This window comes from Microbacterium salitolerans (genome assembly GCF_019720895.1).
Taxonomy (GTDB): Bacteria; Actinomycetota; Actinomycetes; order Actinomycetales; family Microbacteriaceae; genus Microbacterium.
In genome coordinates this window covers 619,358-639,278 of sequence record NZ_JAHKSH010000003.1, presented here as the reverse complement: position 1 = coordinate 639,278, position 19,921 = coordinate 619,358, and the positions used below count along the sequence as shown (strand labels likewise).

Here is a 19,921-nt window from a genome sequence, read left to right as displayed (position 1 = left end):
CCGGGTCAGGCCTGCTCCGCCCAGCGGTGCGACTGATCGGCGGCGGCTGCCGCGATCGCTCCGCGCGTGACGACGTCGACCAGGCGCTGCGCCTCGTCGCGATCGAGACACGTCATCGCCCCCGAGATCGGGCCGGGCACCGTGTGCGTTCGCAGCGCCGCGAGATTCTGCCGGCGCGCGAGGGGGCCCTGGTGCAGCGACGCGCCCTGCAGGCGCGCGAGGGGGAAGATCGCGAGACGCCGCAGCAGACGTCCGCGACGCAGGAGCATCGCGAACGCCGTCACGCGCACCCCGCGACGGCGCCAGGCGAACGGGTGCCAGAATCGCGACCTCCGGGGAGCCGTGATGAACGGGTCGTGCTCCTGCGGGCCCAGGATCCCGTGCTCCCAAGTGAACAGAGCGTCGCGCTCGGGCGCACCGGGCAGCAGCAGACCGACGACGCGCTCGACGTCGGCGCGCGTGCCGACGGGGAGCACCAGAGCCGCGGCCTGTGCCTGGCTGCTGCCCTGCTGTGAGACGCTCGCGCCGCCCATGCGGTTGATGCGCACGCTCCACCAGCCGAACGGGCGCCACAGCGGATTCTGCGTGATCTCGACCGCGTGCACGCGGCCCGGCGGGATCGTGCGGGTGACGGTCGTCAGCAGTCCGCTCGAGACCCGCACGCCATCGGGCGTCGGCGCGATCGAATAGCGATACCCCTTCTGCAGCGCGTTCCAGACGACCGCGACGGTGGCGAACAGCATCGGGATGCCGGCGCCGAGGCCCGCCCCGAGGAGAGCGATCGTCTTCCCCGGACCGTCCTCGAACAGCACGATCGGGGTGATCACGAACGCTCCGAGAAGGACGAAGAAGAACACGAGCCAGAGAGCCCCGATGATGGCCTGGGACCCGATCAGACGCGGCAGCGGGATCTTCACCACGCTCTCGGGCACGACGTCATCGGCGTCGACGCCTTCGATGATGTTCGTGACGCCCTGACTGACCGTCTCGACGATGCGCGTGCGGCCCTCGCGGCGGGCCGCCTGCTCTTCGCGCGCCTCGGCCTTCTGCTGGCGCAGCCCCGAGGCGAGGTGGAGGATGTCGCGTCGGACGTCCTCGGCACGTGACGTGCTGAGGAACTCGAGCGCGACGTCGGCGCCTGTGCCGGCTCCCTCGAGCGTGAGCTTTCCCATGCCGATGAGGCGAGCGGGGAAGGGCCGCGTGAGGTTCACGCCCTGCACGCGGTCGAGCGGCGCACGCCGCTGCGAGCGGAAGATGATGCCCTTCCTGACCTCGACGCTCTCGTCGGTGATCCGGAACTGGTGGAACCGCCAGATGGCCCAGTACGCCACCACCATGAGCCCGATCACGACGATGATTCCCACCGCCACCAGCAGGAGCACGTTGTTGACGAAGATCCAGTCGATCGCCCACGTGATCGGGTCGTTGTCGTAGTCGAACTCGTCATCGTCCAGCTCGCCGGGAGCGAAGAGATTGATACCGATGTAGATCAGGCGATCGCGCATGTTGGCGATGAGGATGCCGATCACGACCACGACCACGAGGCCGCCCTTGAACAGCGGCGTAAGCGGGTGCATGCGGTGCCACTCGCCGTCGGCGAGGGACGAGGATCCGCCGTCGGGCAGCACCTCGTCGCTCACCGGCTGCTGCGGAGGGATCGGCGTGCTCACAGGCCGGTCCTGCGCGTCTCTGCCACCTCGATGAGCGTGTCGCGCAGCGCCTCGGCAGCGGACTGGGACAGGCCGGGGATCTCGACGCCGGTCGACGCGGCCGCGGTCACCATCTTGAGCTTGGCGACGCCGAAGACGCGGTCGAGCGGACCGTGCGTGATGTCGATGAGCTGCATGCGCCCGTAGGGCACGGCGACCATGCGCTGCCACAGGATGCCCTTGCGGAACACGATGTCATCGCCGCGCAGCATGTACCCGAGCGCCTTGGCCTGCCGCGGCAGGATGATGAGCCCGCCGACCTGGAAGACCAGGATGATTCCCGCAGGAATCCACGCCCAGGTCTGGTCGAAGACGAGCGTGACGACGAGTGCCGCCGCCACCACCAGGGCGAGAGCGAGAATCTCCTGCACGACCTGCGAGACGACGTACTTCGGTGAGATCTGGTGCCAGGCGCCGTCGAGCGCGAGCCCCGGACCGCGTGGCTCGCGGAGCTCGGTGTACGTGCCCTCGTCGAGGGTCGCGGGCGACGCGATCGGCTCGCGCGATTCCGGGAACGTGGGCTCGGTCGGCAGCGGAACCGCCTGCGGCTCGCCGACGGGCGGAACGGGGTCCGCCGGTCGCGGCGGAATCGGCGGCACGGGTGGGACGTGCGGAGGCACCGGCTGCCCCTCATGCGGCACAGGGGCTCCGTGAGGGGTCGTCGTCGGCAGTGGCGACGCCGGCGGGACGTGCGGCGCCGGAGGCGCGCTCACGGGAGGCTCAGAACTCGGGTTCTGTTCCGGGTTCTGCGGCGTCTGGCTCTCGCTCATCAGGATCCTTCGGCAGGGTGCACAGGTGCTCGGCGATGAGCCCCAGGATCACGAGAACGACTCCCCCGATCGCCGTGGCGATCACCGTCGACATCGAGCCTAGCCCCGGGACGACGGGACGTGTCGCCTGGAACACGAGCAGGCCGACGGCGGCGCCGCCCGTGAGGCAGCCGACGAGGCTCGAGGCCTTCGCCAGGACGGCGATCCGGACGGCGCGGAACGGATCCACACGAGGTGCACGCGGGTTCGTCACGGCGCGACGGATCGGGTACGCGAACAGGACGCACGAGACGCCGAGCGCGACGAGGAGGATCGGCAGCATCACCGACGGCTGGAACGTCGGCCGCCCGGTGCTGGTGAGCACGAGGTCGGCGAGGAATCCCGCCACGGCGCCCGCGATGCCGAAGATGACGAGCGTGACGGCCGCTGTGCGCTTCATCCCCGCTCCGTCCGCAGCCGCGCCAGCAGGTCGACGACAGCGCCCCGTCCGGGGATCGACGCGTGAGGATCCACCTGCGCCCACGGAGCGAGCACGAAGTCGCGTTCGTGCGCGCGCGGATGCGGCAGCAGAAGCCGGGGATCGTCGCTCACGACGTGACCGTAGGCGATCAGGTCGAGGTCGAGCGTGCGGTCGCCCCAGCGCTCACGACGCTGTCGTCCGTGCCGCTCCTCGATGCCATGCAGCATCTCGAGGAGCACCGACGGCGCAAGGCGCGTCGTGACGAGGGCGACGGCATTGAGATAGCCGGGCTTCGACGGATCCGGCCCGTCGAGCGTGACCGCCACGGACGCGATCGCGTCCGAGCAGACGACCTCCGACGTGAGCGGCATCGATGCGAGCTCGGAGGTCGCCTCCGCGAGGGTGCGGGACGTGTCGCCGAGGTTCGCGCCGAGCGCGATGACGGCCGTGACGGGATCCGCCGCGCGTCGCGCGGGCCCGCCCCGCAGCGGCTCGGCGAGTTCCCTGCTCATTCCCGCGGCTCCCCGTGGCGCGTGCCCTCCGGTCGACCGCGGTGCACCGAGACGGACACATCGCGGAACTGCGCGGGGATTGGCGCGTGCGGCTTGTGCACCGTCACGGTGAGGAACGAGATGCGGTCGTCACACAGCACGACGTCGGCGATGCGGTGCGCGAGCGTCTCGATGAGGTCGACCGGCTCGCCCTCGATGACGGCGACGACCTTCTCGGCGAGCTCGCCGTAGTGCACGGTGTCGGCGACGTCATCGGTCTCGGCCGCGCGCGTCGTGTCCAGCGACAGTCGCAGGTCGATCGTGAAGTCCTGCCCGTCGCGCCGCTCGTGGTCGAAGACGCCGTGGTACCCGAATGCCGTCAGGCCCGTGAGCTCGATGGAGTCGAGGGGGGTCATGCGCTCTCCCAATCGTCGAGAACCGCGAGCGCGTCGCGCGTCGCGGCCGCCTCATGCACTCGCACGCCCCACGCGCCCGCCTGCTGCGCGAGCACGCTCGTGACGGCGGTCGCCAGGTCCTTGCGCTCCCGCGACGGCTCCTCGCCGAGGGCGCTCGCGAAGAAGCGCTTGCGCGACGTGCCGACGAGCACGCGGAAGCCGAGGCCCACGACCGGCCCGAGCTCGCGCAGGAGCCGCCAGTTCTGCGCCCCCGACTTCGCGAAGCCCACCCCGGGGTCGAGGATGATGCGGTCGGCGTCGACTCCCGCGGCGAGCGCCGCGTCGACGCGCGCCGAGAGCTCGGCGGCGACCTCTCGGCCGATGTCGTCGTAATCGGCGCCCGCGTACATGTCAGCGGACGGACCGCGCCAGTGGCCGATCGCGATGTCGACGCCGGCGTCTGCCGCGACGCGCAGCATGCGGTCGTCGGCGAGGCCGCCCGACACGTCGTTGATGATGCGCGCGCCGTGGTCGATCGCCTTCTCCGCGACATCGGCGCGGTACGTGTCGACGCTCACGACGGACCCGCCGCTCGCCAGCTGCGCGACGACCGGCAGCACGCGGCGCAGCTCCTCAGCCGATCCGACCGGCTGGGCTCCGGGTCGTGTGGACTCGCCTCCGACGTCGAGGATCGTCGCGCCCTGACGCTCCAAGAGGAGGCCGTGCGCGACCGCGGCATCGTGACCGAAGTGCTCGCCGCCGTCGCTGAACGAGTCGGGCGTCACGTTGACGATGCCCATGACCTCGATCACTCCGAGCGCCCCTGCACGTTCGGAGCGTCGGTCGCGGCGTTCTGGACGCCGATGATGACGTACGCCGCCATCTCGGCGCGCGCCGGCGGCGTCGCGAGCTCACCGCGCGCCGCGACCGTCACGGTTGACGCGTCGGCGCGCTTCTCACCCCGGGTGCGGAGGCAGTCGTGATCGGCGTCGAGCATCACGAACACCCCGCGCGCACCGAGCGACTGCTCGATCGCGTCGGCGACCTGCTCACCCAGGCGCTCCTGCACCTGCGGGCGCGCCGCGGCGATGTCGAGCACACGCGCGAGCGTTCCGAGGCCGACGACCTTCTCGCCGGGCAGATACGCGATGTGCGCGCGTCCCGTGAACGGCAGCAGGTGGTGCTCGCACATCGAGCGGAAGCGGATGTCGCGCACGAGCACCGCCCCCGTGGGCACCGTCTCGGGAGCCGGCCCCTGCGAGACGTCGATCGTCTTCGCGAGCGGCTCGCGCGGATCCGCACCCACGCCCGCGTAGAGCTCCTGCGCCGCCTCGGCGACCCGCGCCGGGGTCTCGCGGAGGCCCGGACGGTCGGGATCCTCTCCGATGGCGATGAGCAGCTCGCGGGTGAGCTGAGCCACACGCTCGGTGTCGACGGCCATGCGCCCTCCTGTGGCTACGCGGTCGCCGGGCGGGCGGATCCGCCGGTCTGCGGCGATCTCTTGGCGGATTCCCCGGACCGCTCCGACTCCGTCGACGCCGCGAGCCCCGCATCGGACTGCTCGGCGGGGCGCGTGACCTGGATCGGCGGCACCGCCGACACCGGGCGCTCGCTCGACGACAGCCACTGCGGACGGTCGTCGATCTTCTTCACGTCGCGGAAGATCTCGGCGATCTGCTTGTGGTCGAGCGTCTCCTTGTCGAGGAGCTCCGCCGCCAGCCGGTCGAGGATGTCGCGGTTCGCATTCAGCACCGTGTACGCCTCGTCGTGCGCCTGCTCGATGAGCTGCCGCACCTCGCGGTCGATGCGCTCGGCCATCGTCTCGGAGTACTCGCGCCCATGTCCCATGTCGCGGCCCATGAACACCTCACCCGAGGATCCGGAGAGCTTCACCGGGCCGATGTCGCGGGTCATGCCGTACTCGGCGACCATCTTCCGGGCGATGTTCGTCGCCTTCTCGATGTCGTTGGCCGCGCCGGTCGTCGGATCGTGGAAGACGATCTCCTCGGCCACGCGCCCGCCCATGGCATACGTGAGCTGGTCCTGCAGCTCGTTGCGGGTGATGGAGTACTTGTCGTCGACGGGCAGCACCATCGTGTAGCCGAGCGCCTTGCCGCGCGGGAGGATCGTGATCTTCGTGACGGGATCCGAGTAGTTCATCGCCGCCGCCGCGAGCGCATGTCCGCCCTCGTGGTACGCCGTGATGAGCTTCTCCTTGTCCTTCATGACGCGCGTGCGCCGCTGCGGCCCCGCGATGGCGCGATCGATCGCCTCGTCGAGAGCGCGATCGTCGATGAGCTGCGCATCCGAGCGCGCCGTCAGCAGTGCCGCCTCGTTGAGGACGTTGGCCAGATCCGCGCCCGAGAAGCCCGGCGTCTTGCGGGCGACGTCTTCCATGTCGACGCCCTCGGCGAGCGGCTTGCCGCGGCCGTGCACCTCGAGGATCTGCAGGCGTCCCTTGAGGTCAGGCGCGTCCACGCCGATCTGACGGTCGAAGCGCCCCGGGCGCAGGAGCGCCGGGTCGAGGATGTCGGGACGGTTCGTCGCCGCGATCACGATGACGTTCGCGTTCGGGTCGAAGCCGTCCATCTCGACGAGCATCTGGTTGAGAGTCTGCTCGCGCTCGTCGTGGCCGCCGCCCATTCCGGCGCCGCGATGACGACCGACGGCGTCGATCTCGTCGATGAAGATGATGGCCGGCGAGTGCTCTTTCGCCTGATTGAACAGGTCGCGCACGCGGCTCGCGCCGACGCCGACGAACATCTCGACGAAGTCGGAGCCCGAGATGGGATAGAACGGAACGCCCGCCTCGCCGGCGACCGCACGCGCGAGCAGCGTCTTGCCCGTGCCGGGAGGGCCGTACAGCAGCACTCCCTTCGGGATCTTGGCGCCCAGCGCCTGGAACTTCGACGGATCCGACAGGAAGCTCTTGATCTCGTCGAGCTCCTCGACCGCCTCGTCGGCGCCCGCGACATCCGCGAACGTGACGTCGGGGTGCTCCTTCGTGACGTTCTTCGCCTTCGACTTGCCGAACTGCGCGATCTTGCCCCCGCCCTGCGCGTTGGCGAGCAGGAACCAGAACAGCAGACCCAGCAGCAGCACCGGGATCATGATCGACAGCAGGCTGCCGAAGAACGACGCCTGCGGGACCTCGTCGTCGTACCCGTCGGCCGGCGCGGCCGTGTCGACCGCCTCTACGACCTCGTCGGCGCGCGCCGACACGTAGTAGAACTGGACGTCGGTCGCGCCTTGGAACTCGTCCGTGAGCGTCAGATCGACGCGCTGATCGCCATCGGTGATCAGCACCTCGCTCGCTCGCTTGTCGTTCAGCAGCTCGAGGCCCTGCTGCGTGGTGATCTGCTTCGGGCCGCTGAAGTTCGTGAACAGCGAGAATCCCGCGATCAGCATGACGCCGATCAGCAGCACGTACAGCAGCGGGTGACGGACGATCTTCTTGACGTTCATGGTGCGGGGAAGCCCCGACTCCTCCTGACGATCCGACGCGCGGGCACAGCCCAGCGCAGTTGGTCTCAGGCTACAAGCCCGAATCTATGCCTGCTCTGGGATTCGCCCACGGCGGAACGGCGTCTGCGCGGCGGCAGCCGTCCGGTTCGCTACGAGTAGACGTGGGGCGCGAGGACCGCGACGTCGCGGAGACCGCGGTAGCGCTCCGCGTAGTCGAGGCCGTAGCCGACGACGAAGTCGTTGGGGATGTCGAAGCCGACGTACTTCGCGTCGATCTCGACCTTCATCGCGTCGGGCTTGCGGAAGGCTGTGAGGACCTCGATGGACGCCGCGCCGCGGGTCGCGAAGTGCTCGAGGAGCCAGTGGAGGGTGAGTCCCGAGTCGATGATGTCCTCGACGACGAGGACGTGCTTGCCCTCGAGGGGCGTGTCGAGGTCCTTGCGGATCTGGACGACGCCGCTCGACTTCGTGGAGGATCCGTAGCTCGAGACGGCCATCCAGTCCATGGGGCCGTCGATGGTGAGGTGCCTCGCGAAGTCAGCCATGACCATGATCGCGCCCTTGAGGACGCCGACGAGGAGCAGGTCTTTGCCGGCGTAGTCGACGTCGACGCGAGCGGCGAGCTCGGCGAGCTTCGCTTGGATCTCCTCGTCTGTCACGAGAACACGTTCGAGGTCGTCCTGGATGTCTGCGGCGCGCATACGAAGGATCCTATGACTCGCGCGCTGTGAACACGATGCGGCCGCCGACGCGGGTGGCTGAGCAGCCGGGCAGGTCGATGGGGCCCTGGCCGCGCCAGTCGGTCGCGAGCCGGGCGACCTCGAGCGTGTGCACGCGTGTGAGGGACGCGCCGAACTCACTCTGGACGACGTGGCGGATGATCCGGCCGCGGAGCGCCGGCGGGTTCGCCGCAAGAGCGGCCGCCGACACGGCGATGCCCGCCTCCGCGTGCTCGACGATGTCCTCGATGATCTCGTCGATCATGTCGGCGAACGCCTCGTTGTCTTCGCGGAGCTGCTCCGCTGTGCGGGCGAGGGCTTCCGCGATGCCGGGCCCGATCTCGGCCTCGAGCACGGGCAGGACGCGCTCACGCACCCGCACGCGCGCGAAGCGCTCGTCGCCGTTGTGGGGGTCGGACCACGCCTCGAGACCGGAGGCCGTGCAGAACGCGCGGGTCTCGGCGCGGCGGATGTCGAGGAGGGGGCGGATCCATGCGAGTCCCCGCTCGTCGATGAGATGCGGCGACATGCCCTGCAGGCTGGCGGCGCCGGATCCGCGCGAGAGCCCGAGCAGCACGGTCTCGGCCTGGTCGTCGAGCGTGTGGCCGACGAGGACGGCGACGGCCCCGGCGTCGGACGCGGCCGCCCGGAGCGCCGCGTATCGCGCGTCGCGGGCGGCGGCTTCGGGGCCGCCGTCACGGCCGACGTCGACTCGCACGACGCGGGCGTCGGGGACGCCGACCTCGTTCGCCTGCCGAGCAGCGCGTTCGGCGACCTCGGCGGATCCGCTCTGCAGCCCGTGATCCGCCGTCACCGCACGCACGTCGAGGCCGAGGCGCGGGCCCTCGAAGGCGGCGGCGGCCGCGAGGGCCAGCGAGTCGGCACCGCCCGAGAGCGCAACGAGGATGGTCGCCCCCGACGACTCGAACGGCGTGAGGCTCTCGCGCACGGCGCGGCGGACGGCGGCGATGACGGGATCGAGCACGTTTCCACCGTAGTCGCGGCGTCGAGCGCGTGACTCCGAAGTCACCCGCACAGATTAGGGTTGTGCGCGACCCTCATCGGACACTCAAGGAGCGATACAGGTATGGGCGCGTACGACGCAGTCATCGAGATCCCGCGCGGCAGCCGCGTGAAGTACGAGGTCGACCACGGCACGGGCCGCGTGTTCCTCGACCGCGTTCTCTACACGACCTTCGGCTACCCGACCGACTACGGGTTCTTCGAGAACACGCTGGGCGAGGACGGCGACCCGCTCGACGTGCTCGTCGTCATGGATCACTCCGTGTTCCCCGGCGTCGGCGCCAGCGTGCGCCCCGTCGGCGTGCTGAAGATGAGCGACGAGGCGGGCGGCGACGACAAGGTCATCGCCGTTCTCGCGAAGGATCCCCGCTGGGAGCACATCCAGGACGTCGACGACCTCCAGGAGTACACCCGCAAGGAGATCACGCACTTCTTCGAGCACTACAAGGACCTCGAGCCGAACAAGTGGGTCAAGGTCGACGAGTGGGCCGACGCCGCCGAGGCCGAGCGCCTCGTGAAGGAGGCGCAGGAGCGCTTCGCGGAGGAAGAGGGCAAGACCAAGACGCAGGGTGAGGGCGAGTACCCCGACTCCCGCGACTGACGACGGCCGTCACGAGAAAGGCTCCCGGATCCATGTGGATCCGGGAGCCTTTCTCGTGCGGGCGACGCTCAGACGCTGACGCCCTTGCTCGCCATGAAGGGGGCGGGGTCGACGGTCGGACCGCCGACGTAGACCTCGAAGTGCAGGTGGCAGCCGAACGAGTTGCCGGTGTTGCCCTCGTAGGCGATGAGCTGACCGGCCTCGACGTACTGGCCGTTGCCGACGACGATGCCGCCGTCGACGATGTGCGAGTAGCTCGTCGCGATCCCGCCGCCGTGCTCGATCCGCACGTGGTTGCCGTAGCCGCCGTTGTATCCGGCCCAGCTCACCGTGCCGGAGGACGCCGCGTAGATGCCGGCTCCGCAGCCCGCGGCGAGGTCGACACCGCCGTGGAACGAGGACGAGCAGTAGGACGGGCCGCACTGCGAGACGCGCCACCCGTAGCCCGAGGTGCGCATGCCGCTCGAAGGGCGGACCCAGCCGCTCGACGTCGGCGCTTCGGGCGCGGGCGGCGGTGCCGGCGCGGCGGGCTGGCCGCCCCCGCCGTTGTCCTGCTCCTCCTGCTCGCGGCGACGGCGCTCTTCCTCTTCGCGGCGGCGACGCTCTTCCTCTTCGCGGCGACGGCGCTCCTCCTCGAGGCGGCGCTGCTCTTCCTCGTAGGCCTTGCGGCGCTTCTCGCCCTTCTCGTAGTCGGAGACCGTCTTGCTCGTGTTGTCCTTCAGCGCGGCGAGCTGCTCCTCGAGCGTGATGAGGTGGCTCTTCTGGTCGGCGAGCACCTGCTCGGCCTTCCGCTGCGCCTCCTGGGCCGCGACCATCTTCTCTTCGGCGACCTTCTGCAGGCGATCGCGCTCCGTACGGGCATCCTCGGCCTGGTCGCTCAGCAGCTGCGCGGAGTCGCGCGCGGCGACCGCGCCGGCATAGATGGAGTCGTTGCGCTGAGCGAGCTTGTCCATCTGCCCGAGCTTCGACAGCAGCTCGTCGGCGTCGCCGGCGGATTCGGCGAACAGCAGTTCGTAGGGCGTGCTCTCGCCGCTCGAGCGCGACAGCTGGGAGGCGACCTTGGCGGCGGCCTCGGCGGCCTCCGTGGCCTTCTTCGCCTGGTCGTCGGCCTGCTTCTGGAGCTCCTCGGCGCGATACGCGGCCTCGTAGTACTCCTGCTGGGCCGCGTAGTACTCGTCTGCGGCCTTGCGCGCGGCTTCCTGCGCCGCAGCGACGGATGCCTTGAGCTCTTCGATGAGCCCTTCGATGCGCGTGACCTCGGACGCCTTGGCGCTCTCGTTCTGACGCGCCCGCTCGACGTCATCCCACGAAGGGTAGTCCTCGGGGTTGTACGTGATCGCGGCCGCGGGCGATGCGCCGCGGATCGCGCCGAAGGCTCCGAGACCGATGACGCCGAGGGCGCCGACGGCGAGCGCGCCGCGCCGCGTGACCGGCCCCCAGAACGAGCGCTTCTCGTCCGGCGTGGGCGCGCAGTCGCACGCCTCCGCGGAGTTCTGGGCACGCTCGAGCGCCTCGGGGGTAAGTTTCACATCGGTCACACTAACAACACCTTCCACATCTGCACCAGGATTCGCCCGCGCGGACGGACCACGGAACGGTGTGCCGCGCAAATCCTGCCCCAGCGACACGCCCGAGACGCGCAGGGCGCGCCACGATTTTGCGAATCCGAACCGGCCGTGCGTAAGATTGAACAGTTGGCACGTGAACCCCCGGGTTCGCCCCACGGCCCCATCGTTTAGCGGCCTAGGACGCTGGCCTTTCACGCCGGTAGCACGGGTTCGAATCCCGTTGGGGTCACGCAAGCTGATACAATTGAAAATCGTGCGTCAAGCACAATCTGGCCCTGTAGCGCAGTTGGTTAGCGTGCCGCCCTGTCACGGCGGAGGTCGCGGGTTCAAGTCCCGTCAGGGTCGCTCCAGACGTCGGGCCTTCTCAAATCAACACTGTTGAGAAGGCTCTTCGTGTAGGACGCGGCAGCAGCCGTGAGGCTCTGTAGCTCAGTTGGTAGAGCGTTCGACTGAAAATCGAAAGGTCACCGGATCGACGCCGGTCGGAGCCACAGACAGAAACCCCCTCCTCGTGAGGGGGTTTTGTTTTGTGCGGATTCTGCACGTGAGCGAGCGCTCGTACTTTTCTCGGCGATTGCGGTGGCGCACGCGGCGATACCGCGCAAGCATGAACCCCACGAAATGACGCAGACGAAGGAGGCACGCGCGTGACGAACACGACTGGCCCCTCGGGCGACGCACCCGAGCCCGATGAGAATCGCCCCCCGACCCTCGAGAACCCCCTGAACGGCGAGACGTTCGAGCTGAATGCGGCGATCTCCGCCGTGCCCTCGCGCATGCACATCGCCGAGAACGACACGGACGACGAGATCACGCAGAAGCTCCGCCGCCAGGGCGTGCGCATCGGCAAGGGCATGATCGCTCCGCGCGTGTTCTGGCCCGCGTTCCTCATCATCGCGCTCGTCACGGTGCTGTCGCTCGTGTTCCCCGACGCGATGGGCACGGCGTTCAACTCGAGCAAGGCATGGATCGCCGACACGCTCGGCTGGTACTACATGCTCATCATCGGCGCGTTCGTGGTGTTCGCGGTCGTGATCGCGTTCTCGAAGCTCGGCACGATCAAGCTCGGACGCGACGGCGACAAGCCGGAGTTCGGCATCATGGCCTGGTTCGCGATGCTCTTCTCCGCGGGCATGGGCATCGGCCTCATCTTCTACGGCGTCGGCGAGCCGGTCACCTACGCGACGATCGGCGGGAACCCCAGCTGGGACGGAACGGAGACCGAGCTCGCGGGCCTCGCCATGGCGCAGACGTTCGTCCACTGGGGACTGCACCCGTGGGCCATCTACGCCGTGATCGGGCTCGCGCTCGCCTACGCGATCCACCGCCGCGGGCGGCCCGTCTCCATCCGCTGGGCCCTCGAGCCCCTGTTCGGCGACCGCGTGAAGGGATGGGTCGGCGACGTCATCGACATCCTGGCCATCTTCGGCACCGTGTTCGGCGTGGCGACCTCGCTCGGCCTCGGCGTGCAGCAGATCGCCTCCGGCATGCAGGCGATCGGCCTCGTCTCGACGACCGACACGTGGCTGCTCGTCGCCCTCATCGCCGGGATCACCTTCCTCGCGACGCTCTCGGTCGTCAGCGGGCTCGGCGCAGGCATCAAGTGGCTGTCGAACATCAACCTGTCGCTCGCCGGCGTGCTGCTCGTGTCGATGCTCGTCCTCGGGCCGACGCTGTTCCTGCTGCGCACCTTCGTCGAGTCGCTCGGCGTGTACTTCGCGAACGTCTTCCACATGACCCTCGACGTCGGAGCCTTCGCGGGATCGGACACGCACGAATGGCTCTCCGGCTGGACGCTGTTCTACTGGGGCTGGTGGATCGCGTGGGCGCCGTTCGTCGGCGTGTTCATCGCGCGCATCTCGCGCGGCCGCACGGTGCGCCAGTTCGTCGCCGGCGTGCTGCTCGTGCCCACGCTCGTCGGATTCTTCTGGTTCTCCGTCATGGGCGGATCCGGTATCTACCGTCAGATGTTCGGCGAGGGCGATCTCGTGCAGGACGGCGCCGTCTCCGCAGAGGGATCCCTGTTCACGGTGCTCGGCGACCTGCCGCTCGGGAACATCCTCTCGATCCTCGCGATCATCGTCGTCGCGATCTTCTTCATCACGTCGTCGGACTCGGGATCGCTCGTCGTCGACATGCTCGCGTCCGGTGGCCACCCGAACCCGCCCATGTGGTCGCGCATCCTCTGGGCCGTGCTCGAAGGCGTCCTCGCGATGGCGCTGCTCCTGGCGGGCGGATCCGACGCGCTGAGCGCCCTGCAGGCCGGTTCGCTCCTCACGGCACTGCCGTTCAGCGTCATCATGATCCTCATGGCGATCGCGCTCGTGAAGGCACTGCGATACGAGTTCAAGCAGATCGAGCATGCGCAGTCGATGAAACGCCTCGAGCGCTTCACGGAATACGTGACCGAGGAGATGACGAGCAGCCTGTCCGGGAGCGAGGAGCTGCAGGACTACGTCGACGACCGCATCGACTACCGGATCTCCCGCACGCGCGGCCTGCGGCGTCCGCAGAACCGCGGCACCAGCGGATCCGAGTAGCCCCGCGTCGCACAGCCGCCGCGAATCGCTCCGAGGTCGCGATCTCGGAGCGATTCGCGACGGCGAGAGCCCGCGCCGGCCGTCGCGGACCCCGCGCGACACGCGCATGACGCGCCTCGTTATCCTGGCACGGTGAGTCACCCCCACGGCGGTCAGGCGCCTCCCCCGGAAGACGCCGACGACGCCGCACACGGCGCGGGCGCGGAGGCGGCGCGCGAGGCCGGCGGATCGGGCCTGTCGGGGCGCTGGGTCGCCGCGGAGGACGCGCTGCGCACCCGCTTCGACGAGCCGATCGAGCGGGCGACCGCGATCACGCGCCGGACGCTCGCCTGGTTCCCCGTGCGGGTGTGGCGGCACTTCCTGCGGCACAACGGATTCCTGCTCGCCGCCGGGGTGAGCTACGAGGCGCTGTTCGCGATCTTCGCGGCGGTCTACGTCGCCTTCGCCAGCGTCGGGCTGTGGCTCGGCGCGAGCTCCGTCGCCGTCCAGGAGCTCATCGACCTCATCAACCGCTACATCCCCGGGCTCATCTCCGAGGACGGCGTCTTCACGCCCGCCCAGGTGCAGGCGGTGGCGACGGGCGGGACGGGCGTTCTGAGCGTCACAGGGCTGATCGCCGTGGGCACGCTGATCTGGACCATGATCGGCTGGGTGACGTATGCGCGCCGCGCCGTGCGAGACATCTTCGGGCTGCCGCCGGACGATCGCGGCTATGCGCTGCTGAAGGTCCGCGACTTCCTCGCCGCGCTGCTGTTCGGCGGCGCCCTGATCGTCGGCGGCGTGGTGGGGTTCCTCGGCACCTGGACGTTCGGCGCGGTCTTCCGGCTGTTCGGATGGGACACGCATTCGGGGTGGTTCCAGCTGCTCGTCGGAGCCGCGACCGTGCTCGTCTCCTTCGCCGTCGACGCCCTCGCCCTCGCCGTCATCTTCCGGTTCCTGTCCGGCGCCGCGGTGCGCTGGCACATGATCCTGCCCGGCTCGCTGCTCGGGGGCGGCGCCGTCGCGGTGCTGCAGCTCGGCGCCGGATTCCTGCTGAGCTACTCCCCCTCCAACCCCCTGCTCGCGACGTTCGCCGTCTTCATCGGGCTGCTGCTCTGGTTCCGCGTCGCGGGCGTCGTCCTCCTCGTCGCGGCGGCGTGGATCGCCGTCTCAGCGAACGACGAGAACATCGAGCTGGCACCGCGTTCCGAGGCCGATCGCCGCGCGGCCGAGCACGCCGCCCTCCTCGTGGCGGCGCGCGTGCGGCTCCGCGAGGCCGAGAGGGCGCGGGATGCCGCGTCCTGGTTCCGCCGCGCCGCTGCGGCGCGGGCCGTGCGTCGTGCGCAGGCCGACCTCGACGCGCTCACCGCCGACGCCTGACGGACGAGGCGGCACCGCCGCGCAGACAGAGACCCCCGGACGTCACGTGACGTCCGGGGCTCTCTGTCTGCGGGGTGGGTCAGAGGTTGATCTTGACGTCGGCGTCCTTCTTCAGCCCCTTGAGGATCTCGCCGACGGCGGCGTTCTCCTCCTCGGCGACAGCCTGCTGGGCGATCTGGTCGCGGACCTCCTTGAACGGCGGAATCTGCGCCGCCGCTTCCTCGCCCTGAGCCTTCGTCTGCTCGACGAGCGCGTCGTACTGCTTCTTCAGCTCCTCGTCACTCGGCTCCGCGATGTCGGTCTCGCCCTGGATGAACTGGTCGATCTCGGCCTGGACGGCCGCGTCCTCGCGGACCTCCTTCTCCGAGACGCCCTGGTCGTCGAACGCGGAGATGACCGCGTCCACCGACTCGAGGCCGTTCTGCTCGGCGAGCGCCTGAAGCTGCCCGTCGATGTCCTCGTCGGTCGCGTCGATACCGGCGTCGGCTGCCGCCTGCGTGAGGAGAAGGTTGTTGACGAGCATGTCGGCGACCTGGCCCTTGAGGGCCTCCTGGTCGACCTCCTGCCCGGTCTGCTGCTGCGTCATGGCCGCCTGCTGGAGCTGACCCTCGTACGCGGTCGTGAACTCCTCGAGCCCGACCTCTTCACCGTTGACCTCGGCGACGACGTCGGGAACGCCCTTCAGGTCGGCCTTCGGCGCCGCGCTGTCGGGGTTCTCTGTGGCACTGGGGGTCTTCTCCGCGCCGTCTTCGCTGCCTGCCGCGCTGCAGCCGGTGAGCGCGAGCATCGCGACCGCGGACACGGCGAGAAGGGGACGGGTAATCGACATGGAGTCTCCTGAACGTGTGAACATTCCGACCGACGCTACACACGTCGGCTCCGTGCGCAACCGGTGCGGGCTATGGATCGCCCGTGTCGCGCCTCTGCCCGGGTACCCCCAGAAGAAGTTCCCCTCTCGATGTATCAGGGGCGTCCGCGCGCGCTCTTGACATGCATCGAGATCGGCGCGCATCCGCGTGACGGCTCCGATCCGCGCGGCGGGAGCAGCGCGGTCGACCATCTTCCGGGGAGATGCCATGACGACTGGCGCGCTCACACGCCGTACGGCGACCTTCGAGGCCGCCCCCTTCATCGCTCTGCCGTACGCGCGGGATCTGACGGCACGGCGGGCCAAGCGCCTCGTCGACGTCTCCCTCGCCGGCGCCGCCCTCGTCGTCATCGCCGCCCTCCTCCCGGTCATCGCGATCGCGATCGCGATCGACTCTCCCGGCCCTGTCTTCTTCCGGCAGCTCCGGGTCGGGCAGGACGGTCGCCTCTTCGCGATGTGGAAGTTCCGCACGATGCGAGCGGACGCCGAGATCGCGCGCGCCGAGATGCGCGGCGACGATCAGGGCGCCGGGCCGCTCTTCAAGCTTCACGACGATCCGCGCGTCACGCGTGTGGGGCGTCTTCTGCGCCGCCACTCGATCGACGAGCTGCCGCAGTTCTGGAACGTGCTCATGGGCGCCATGAGCATCGTCGGCCCCCGCCCACCGCTCCGTGAGGAGGTGCTGGCGTACGAGGCCGGCGCCTTCCGCCGCCTCGACGTCAAGCCCGGCATCACGGGGCCCTGGCAGGTCAGCGGCCGCAGCGACCTCACCTGGGAGGAGAGCCTCCGGCTCGACCTCCGCTACGTCGAGACCTGGTCGCTCCCGACCGATCTCGCTCTCATATGCCGCACCGTCGGCGTCGTGGTGCGGCCGAAAGGAGCGTACTGATGACCGCCATCGTCACGGAGGGCGCGCACGTCCTCCCCGCAGTCCCCGCAGTCCCCGCACCGTCAGCGCCGGCTCAGCCGAGCGCGCCCGACATCGTCCCCACCACTCCCATCGACGGCGTGCCCATCTGCGCCGCGACGACGGGATCCCTCACGACGACGATCATCTCCCGCACTCTCCTGCCGGGAACTGAGGTCTTCGTCGGCGTCAACGCCCACGTGGTGAACCTGGCGCGACATGACCCCGACCTGCGGGACTTCCTCCGCGACGCCGCCACGAACTACGCCGACGGAAAGTCGGTCGTCTGGGCGGGCTCGCTCCTCGGGGGATCCGTCCCCGAGCGCGTCGCCACGACCGACCTCGCCGAGCCGGTTCTGCGTGCCGCCGCCGACGCCGACCTCCCCGTCTACTTCTTCGGAGGGGCCGAGGGCGTCGCCGCCCGTGCGGCCGAGAAGATGGTCGAGCACGTCCCGGGTCTGCGGATCCGCACCTCGCACGGCTTCGTCGCCGATGACGATGTCCCCGCGCTGCTCGATGACATCCGCGCGCACGACACACGCATCCTGTTCGTGGGCCTCGGGGATCCTCTCCAGGAGCGCTGGGTGCAGGCGCACCGCGACGAGCTCCCTCCCGTCGTCCTCACCTGCGGCGGTCTCTTCGACTGGCTGAGCGGAGCGCACAGGCGCGCACCGCGCTGGATGATGCAGGCGGGTCTCGAGTGGGCCTGGCGGCTCCTCATCGAGCCGCGTCGTCTCGCGCGCCGCTACCTGCTCGGCAACCCGTCGTTCATCGGCGCCGTCCTGCGCCAGCGCTTCTCCCGCCGCACTGCCTCGGCGTCTCTCACGGGACGCTCCGCATGACGGCCGTCGCCCCGCAGGCCACGCTCGCACGAGGCGGCCTCGTGAGCTTCGGCGGCGCCGCGGCCGGATCCGCCCTCGGACTCGCCCTCATCGTCGTCCTCGGTCGGCTCCTCGGCGACGCCGGCGCCGGTGTCGTCCTGCAGGCGATCGCGGTGCTCACCATCGCCCTCGCGGTCGCCCGCGCCGGCATGGACTCGACGGCCCTGTGGATCCTCCCCCGGCTCGCGATCGACGGCACCGCCGGACTCCGTGGCACCACGGGCCGGCTCGTCGCGACCGCCGCCGCGGCCGGGACCCTCGTCGCGGTGATCCTCACGATCGCATCCGCACTTCTGGTCGGGCCGGTCGCCGAGGCCGTCGTCGCCTCCGCCTGGGTGCTGCCCTTCGCTGCGGTCCTCGCGGTCGCCCTCGCCGCTTCCCGGGCGCTGGGAGATCTCGGCGCCTACGTCGGGATCGGGAACGTCGGGCTTCCTCTCGCACGAGTGCTCGCCGTCATCGCGGCCGTCGCCGTCGGCGCCGGCGTCGCGGGCGTCGCGGCCGCGTGGGCGGCTCCCGCGGCACTCGCCTGCGCCGCCGCGCTGTGGCTGCTCGCGCTGCGCCTCCGACTCGCGGACGCGCCTCCGCACGGCGCCGCACCGGTCGGATCCGCGCCTCGCCTCGCGCGCTACGCCGCCCCGCGCGTCGCCTCCGAGACGCTCTCGCAGGCGCTCGCCTGGCTCGACGTCGTCCTGGTCGGGGCGATCGCCGGACCGGCCGCCGCCGGGATCTACGGCGCCGCGACGCGCATCGCGGCCGCCGGCACGCTCGTCGACTCGGCCCTGCGCGTCGTCGTCGCTCCCCGCTTCAGCGGCCTGCTCCACCGCAACGACCACGACGGCATCCGCGCGCTCTTCCGCACCGCGACCTGCTGGCTCGTGCTCTTCAGCGCGCCCATCTACCTGCTGCTGGCGATCTTCGCTCCCGTCTGGCTCGGGATCCTCGGGCGAGATTTCGCCATCGGCGCGCCGGCGCTCGCGATGCTCAGCGCGGCGGCGATCGTCACCTTCCTCGCCGGAAACGTGCACTCGGTTCTCCTCATGAGCGGCCGAAGCGGTCTCGCCGCCCTGAACAAGATCGTCGCGGTCGCCGTCGACGTCCTCCTGCTCCTCGTCCTCGTGCCCCTCTGGGGGATCACGGGCGCGGCCGTCGCGTGGGCCGTCGCGATCCTCGTCGACGCGGCACTCGCGACCTTCCAGGTGAGGCGGATCCTCCGTCTCCCGCTCCCCCTGTCGGCCGGCTTCGTGCCGCTTGCGATCGCCATCGGCTGCGTCGGTCTGCCCGCCGCCGTCAGCCGCGCCGTGTTCGGCGCCACGTGGGAGGGACTGCTCATCGGCGCCGCCCTGGGTGGGATCTGTCTCACCATCTGCGCGGCGCGAGCACCGCGGCTTCTCCATCTCGACCACTTCACAGCGCTTCTGCGCCGCACCACGACCGGAGCGCCCTCATGACCTTCACTCCCCGATCCGTCGTGATCGGCGCCGCCTGCGTCGCGATCCTCGCGGTGACGGGCGCCGCGATCGCCTTCGGCAGCGTGGCGCCCCCAGTCTCCGGCGACGACGCTGCGCTCTCCCCGGCAGCGTCCGACCCGGTGCCCTCGGCGACGGCCGAGGTGAGGGAGAGCGCCTCTGCGCCTCCCGCGGCCCCGGCGGCGACTCCCGTCGCCACGCCGGGGCCGTCTCCCACCGCGGCGCCGCGGACGGCCCCACCGACCCCCGAGCCGACGGCCGCGCCGGTGACCGGCGACCTCGAAGAGGACGCCGTGCGCGATCTCATCGACAGCGCGCTCCTCCCCTCGACGCGTGGGGACAAAGGAAACAGGGTCGGCCTCATCCGCCAGCTCTCGGATGCCGTGGCCGGATCGTACCTCGCCGAGCTCGAGGCGCAGGATGCCGAGCTCGCCGAGAACGGGTGGACCCTCGAGGGCGATCCCGTCGTCGAAAGCGTCGAGATCCTCTCTCACCACGGCCGCGATGCGAGCGTGCGCGCCTGCATCGACTCGAGCGATGTCGTGATGCGCGACGACGCCGGCGACCCGGTGGGCTCGCTCGACGCGCGGAGCGTCCGCGCGGCGAGCGTCTTCGATTTCGTACGCGAAAAGGGCGTCTGGCGCATCACCGCTCGATCCTTTCCCGACGACCCGACCTGCTGACGCGACCGGAGCATCG

General features: G+C 70.2%; 19 protein-coding genes and 3 tRNA genes. 10 read left to right on the top strand and 12 right to left on the bottom strand.

The window, feature by feature from the left end; translation table 11 throughout:
* Positions 1-5: 5 nt before the first annotated feature.
* From KOL93_RS09455 to tilS, 10 genes are all read right to left on the bottom strand, one after another.
* The gene (locus tag KOL93_RS09455; RefSeq protein ID WP_308291600.1) at positions 6-1,670 is read right to left on the bottom strand and encodes a PH domain-containing protein; all 1,665 of its coding nucleotides are present in this window, start codon (positions 1,668-1,670) and stop codon (positions 6-8) included.
* On the bottom strand, positions 1,667-2,242 hold the full coding sequence (locus KOL93_RS09450; protein WP_260406369.1) for a PH domain-containing protein: 576 nt from the start codon (positions 2,240-2,242) through the stop codon (positions 1,667-1,669). The genes KOL93_RS09455 and KOL93_RS09450 overlap by 4 nt, the downstream gene beginning before the upstream one ends.
* Before the next feature lie 187 nt (positions 2,243-2,429).
* A complete protein-coding gene (locus KOL93_RS09445; RefSeq protein ID WP_221585073.1) occupies positions 2,430-2,918 on the bottom strand; it encodes a DUF3180 domain-containing protein in 489 nt (162 codons plus the stop codon).
* A complete protein-coding gene (gene folK, locus KOL93_RS09440) occupies positions 2,915-3,451 on the bottom strand; it encodes a 2-amino-4-hydroxy-6-hydroxymethyldihydropteridine diphosphokinase (protein WP_221585072.1) in 537 nt (178 codons plus the stop codon). The genes KOL93_RS09445 and folK overlap by 4 nt, the downstream gene beginning before the upstream one ends.
* Positions 3,448-3,846 carry a dihydroneopterin aldolase gene (folB, locus tag KOL93_RS09435; protein ID WP_221585071.1) on the bottom strand — a complete coding sequence of 133 codons (399 nt, stop codon included), beginning with the start codon at positions 3,844-3,846 and terminating at the stop codon, positions 3,448-3,450. Before folB ends, folK begins: the two co-directional genes overlap by 4 nt.
* Positions 3,843-4,637: a dihydropteroate synthase gene (folP, locus tag KOL93_RS09430; protein ID WP_221585070.1), complete on the bottom strand. Its 795-nt coding sequence runs from the start codon at positions 4,635-4,637 to the stop codon at positions 3,843-3,845. The genes folB and folP overlap by 4 nt, the downstream gene beginning before the upstream one ends.
* Positions 4,634-5,266: a GTP cyclohydrolase I gene (gene folE / locus KOL93_RS09425; RefSeq protein ID WP_221585069.1), complete on the bottom strand. Its 633-nt coding sequence runs from the start codon at positions 5,264-5,266 to the stop codon at positions 4,634-4,636. Before folE ends, folP begins: the two co-directional genes overlap by 4 nt.
* 14 nt (positions 5,267-5,280) lie before the next feature.
* Positions 5,281-7,290, bottom strand: coding sequence for an ATP-dependent zinc metalloprotease FtsH (ftsH, locus tag KOL93_RS09420; RefSeq protein WP_221585068.1), 2,010 nt, complete (start codon positions 7,288-7,290; stop codon positions 5,281-5,283).
* A 149-nt stretch (positions 7,291-7,439) separates the two neighbouring features.
* On the bottom strand, positions 7,440-7,991 hold the full coding sequence (hpt, locus tag KOL93_RS09415) for a hypoxanthine phosphoribosyltransferase (RefSeq protein ID WP_221585067.1): 552 nt from the start codon (positions 7,989-7,991) through the stop codon (positions 7,440-7,442).
* A gap of 10 nt (positions 7,992-8,001) precedes the next feature.
* A complete protein-coding gene (gene tilS / locus KOL93_RS09410) occupies positions 8,002-8,994 on the bottom strand; it encodes a tRNA lysidine(34) synthetase TilS (RefSeq protein ID WP_221585066.1) in 993 nt (330 codons plus the stop codon).
* A 102-nt stretch (positions 8,995-9,096) separates the two neighbouring features.
* Between tilS and KOL93_RS09405 the strand changes: the two genes are divergently transcribed.
* Positions 9,097-9,633, top strand: a complete 537-nt coding sequence (locus tag KOL93_RS09405; protein ID WP_221585065.1) for an inorganic diphosphatase — start codon at positions 9,097-9,099, stop codon at positions 9,631-9,633.
* Between the two features lie 68 nt (positions 9,634-9,701).
* On the opposite strand, the gene KOL93_RS09400 is transcribed toward KOL93_RS09405, so the two are convergent.
* Complete coding sequence (locus tag KOL93_RS09400; protein ID WP_308291599.1) at positions 9,702-11,162, bottom strand: peptidoglycan DD-metalloendopeptidase family protein; 1,461 nt, start codon at positions 11,160-11,162, stop codon at positions 9,702-9,704.
* 195 nt (positions 11,163-11,357) lie between these two features.
* Here KOL93_RS09400 and KOL93_RS09395 point away from each other — a divergent pair.
* The 5 genes from KOL93_RS09395 to KOL93_RS09375 all read left to right on the top strand — a co-directional run bounded on the left by KOL93_RS09395 (position 11,358) and on the right by KOL93_RS09375 (position 15,100).
* A tRNA-Glu gene (locus KOL93_RS09395) sits at positions 11,358-11,430 on the top strand.
* A 42-nt stretch (positions 11,431-11,472) separates the two neighbouring features.
* Positions 11,473-11,546 (top strand) — tRNA-Asp (locus KOL93_RS09390).
* Positions 11,547-11,619: 73 nt separating this feature from the next.
* Positions 11,620-11,692: transfer RNA gene (locus KOL93_RS09385), tRNA-Phe, on the top strand.
* Positions 11,693-11,977: 285 nt separating this feature from the next.
* Positions 11,978-13,741 (top strand): BCCT family transporter, encoded by a 1,764-nt coding sequence (locus KOL93_RS09380; protein ID WP_221585138.1) that lies wholly within the window; start codon positions 11,978-11,980, stop codon positions 13,739-13,741.
* 132 nt (positions 13,742-13,873) lie between these two features.
* Complete coding sequence (locus KOL93_RS09375; RefSeq protein WP_308291598.1) at positions 13,874-15,100, top strand: YihY/virulence factor BrkB family protein; 1,227 nt, start codon at positions 13,874-13,876, stop codon at positions 15,098-15,100.
* Between the two features lie 79 nt (positions 15,101-15,179).
* On the opposite strand, the gene KOL93_RS09370 is transcribed toward KOL93_RS09375, so the two are convergent.
* Positions 15,180-15,929, bottom strand: a complete 750-nt coding sequence (locus KOL93_RS09370) for a SurA N-terminal domain-containing protein (RefSeq protein WP_221585063.1) — start codon at positions 15,927-15,929, stop codon at positions 15,180-15,182.
* Positions 15,930-16,176: 247 nt separating this feature from the next.
* On the opposite strand from KOL93_RS09370, the gene KOL93_RS09365 reads away from it, so the two are divergent.
* The 4 genes from KOL93_RS09365 to KOL93_RS09350 are packed head-to-tail and all read left to right on the top strand — an operon-like array spanning position 16,177 to position 19,905.
* Entirely contained in the window at positions 16,177-16,857 is a 681-nt protein-coding gene (locus tag KOL93_RS09365; protein ID WP_221585062.1) for a sugar transferase, read from the top strand.
* Positions 16,857-17,717, top strand: coding sequence for a WecB/TagA/CpsF family glycosyltransferase (locus KOL93_RS09360; RefSeq protein WP_221585061.1), 861 nt, complete (start codon positions 16,857-16,859; stop codon positions 17,715-17,717). The genes KOL93_RS09365 and KOL93_RS09360 overlap by 1 nt, the downstream gene beginning before the upstream one ends.
* On the top strand, positions 17,714-19,204 hold the full coding sequence (locus KOL93_RS09355) for a lipopolysaccharide biosynthesis protein (RefSeq protein ID WP_221585060.1): 1,491 nt from the start codon (positions 17,714-17,716) through the stop codon (positions 19,202-19,204). Before KOL93_RS09360 ends, KOL93_RS09355 begins: the two co-directional genes overlap by 4 nt.
* Positions 19,201-19,905, top strand: a complete 705-nt coding sequence (locus KOL93_RS09350) for an ARC6/PARC6 family protein (protein WP_221585059.1) — start codon at positions 19,201-19,203, stop codon at positions 19,903-19,905. Before KOL93_RS09355 ends, KOL93_RS09350 begins: the two co-directional genes overlap by 4 nt.
* Positions 19,906-19,921: the final 16 nt, after the last annotated feature.

What these genes read in the sequence shown, in the direction of transcription:
- KOL93_RS09445 (WP_221585073.1), bottom strand. Translation starts at nt 2,918, where the DNA reads ATGAAGCGCACAGCGGCCGTCACGCTCGTCATCTTCGGCATCGCGGGC.
- folK (WP_221585072.1), bottom strand. Translation starts at nt 3,451, where the DNA reads ATGAGCAGGGAACTCGCCGAGCCGCTGCGGGGCGGGCCCGCGCGACGC.
- folB (WP_221585071.1), bottom strand. Translation starts at nt 3,846, where the DNA reads ATGACCCCCCTCGACTCCATCGAGCTCACGGGCCTGACGGCATTCGGG.
- folE (WP_221585069.1), bottom strand. Translation starts at nt 5,266, where the DNA reads ATGGCCGTCGACACCGAGCGTGTGGCTCAGCTCACCCGCGAGCTGCTC.
- ftsH (WP_221585068.1), bottom strand. Translation starts at nt 7,290, where the DNA reads ATGAACGTCAAGAAGATCGTCCGTCACCCGCTGCTGTACGTGCTGCTG.
- hpt (WP_221585067.1), bottom strand. Translation starts at nt 7,991, where the DNA reads ATGCGCGCCGCAGACATCCAGGACGACCTCGAACGTGTTCTCGTGACA.
- KOL93_RS09405 (WP_221585065.1), top strand. Translation starts at nt 9,097, where the DNA reads ATGGGCGCGTACGACGCAGTCATCGAGATCCCGCGCGGCAGCCGCGTG.
- KOL93_RS09380 (WP_221585138.1), top strand. Translation starts at nt 11,978, where the DNA reads ATGCACATCGCCGAGAACGACACGGACGACGAGATCACGCAGAAGCTC.
- KOL93_RS09370 (WP_221585063.1), bottom strand. Translation starts at nt 15,929, where the DNA reads ATGTCGATTACCCGTCCCCTTCTCGCCGTGTCCGCGGTCGCGATGCTC.
- KOL93_RS09365 (WP_221585062.1), top strand. Translation starts at nt 16,177, where the DNA reads ATGACGACTGGCGCGCTCACACGCCGTACGGCGACCTTCGAGGCCGCC.
- KOL93_RS09360 (WP_221585061.1), top strand. Translation starts at nt 16,857, where the DNA reads ATGACCGCCATCGTCACGGAGGGCGCGCACGTCCTCCCCGCAGTCCCC.
- KOL93_RS09355 (WP_221585060.1), top strand. Translation starts at nt 17,714, where the DNA reads ATGACGGCCGTCGCCCCGCAGGCCACGCTCGCACGAGGCGGCCTCGTG.
- KOL93_RS09350 (WP_221585059.1), top strand. Translation starts at nt 19,201, where the DNA reads ATGACCTTCACTCCCCGATCCGTCGTGATCGGCGCCGCCTGCGTCGCG.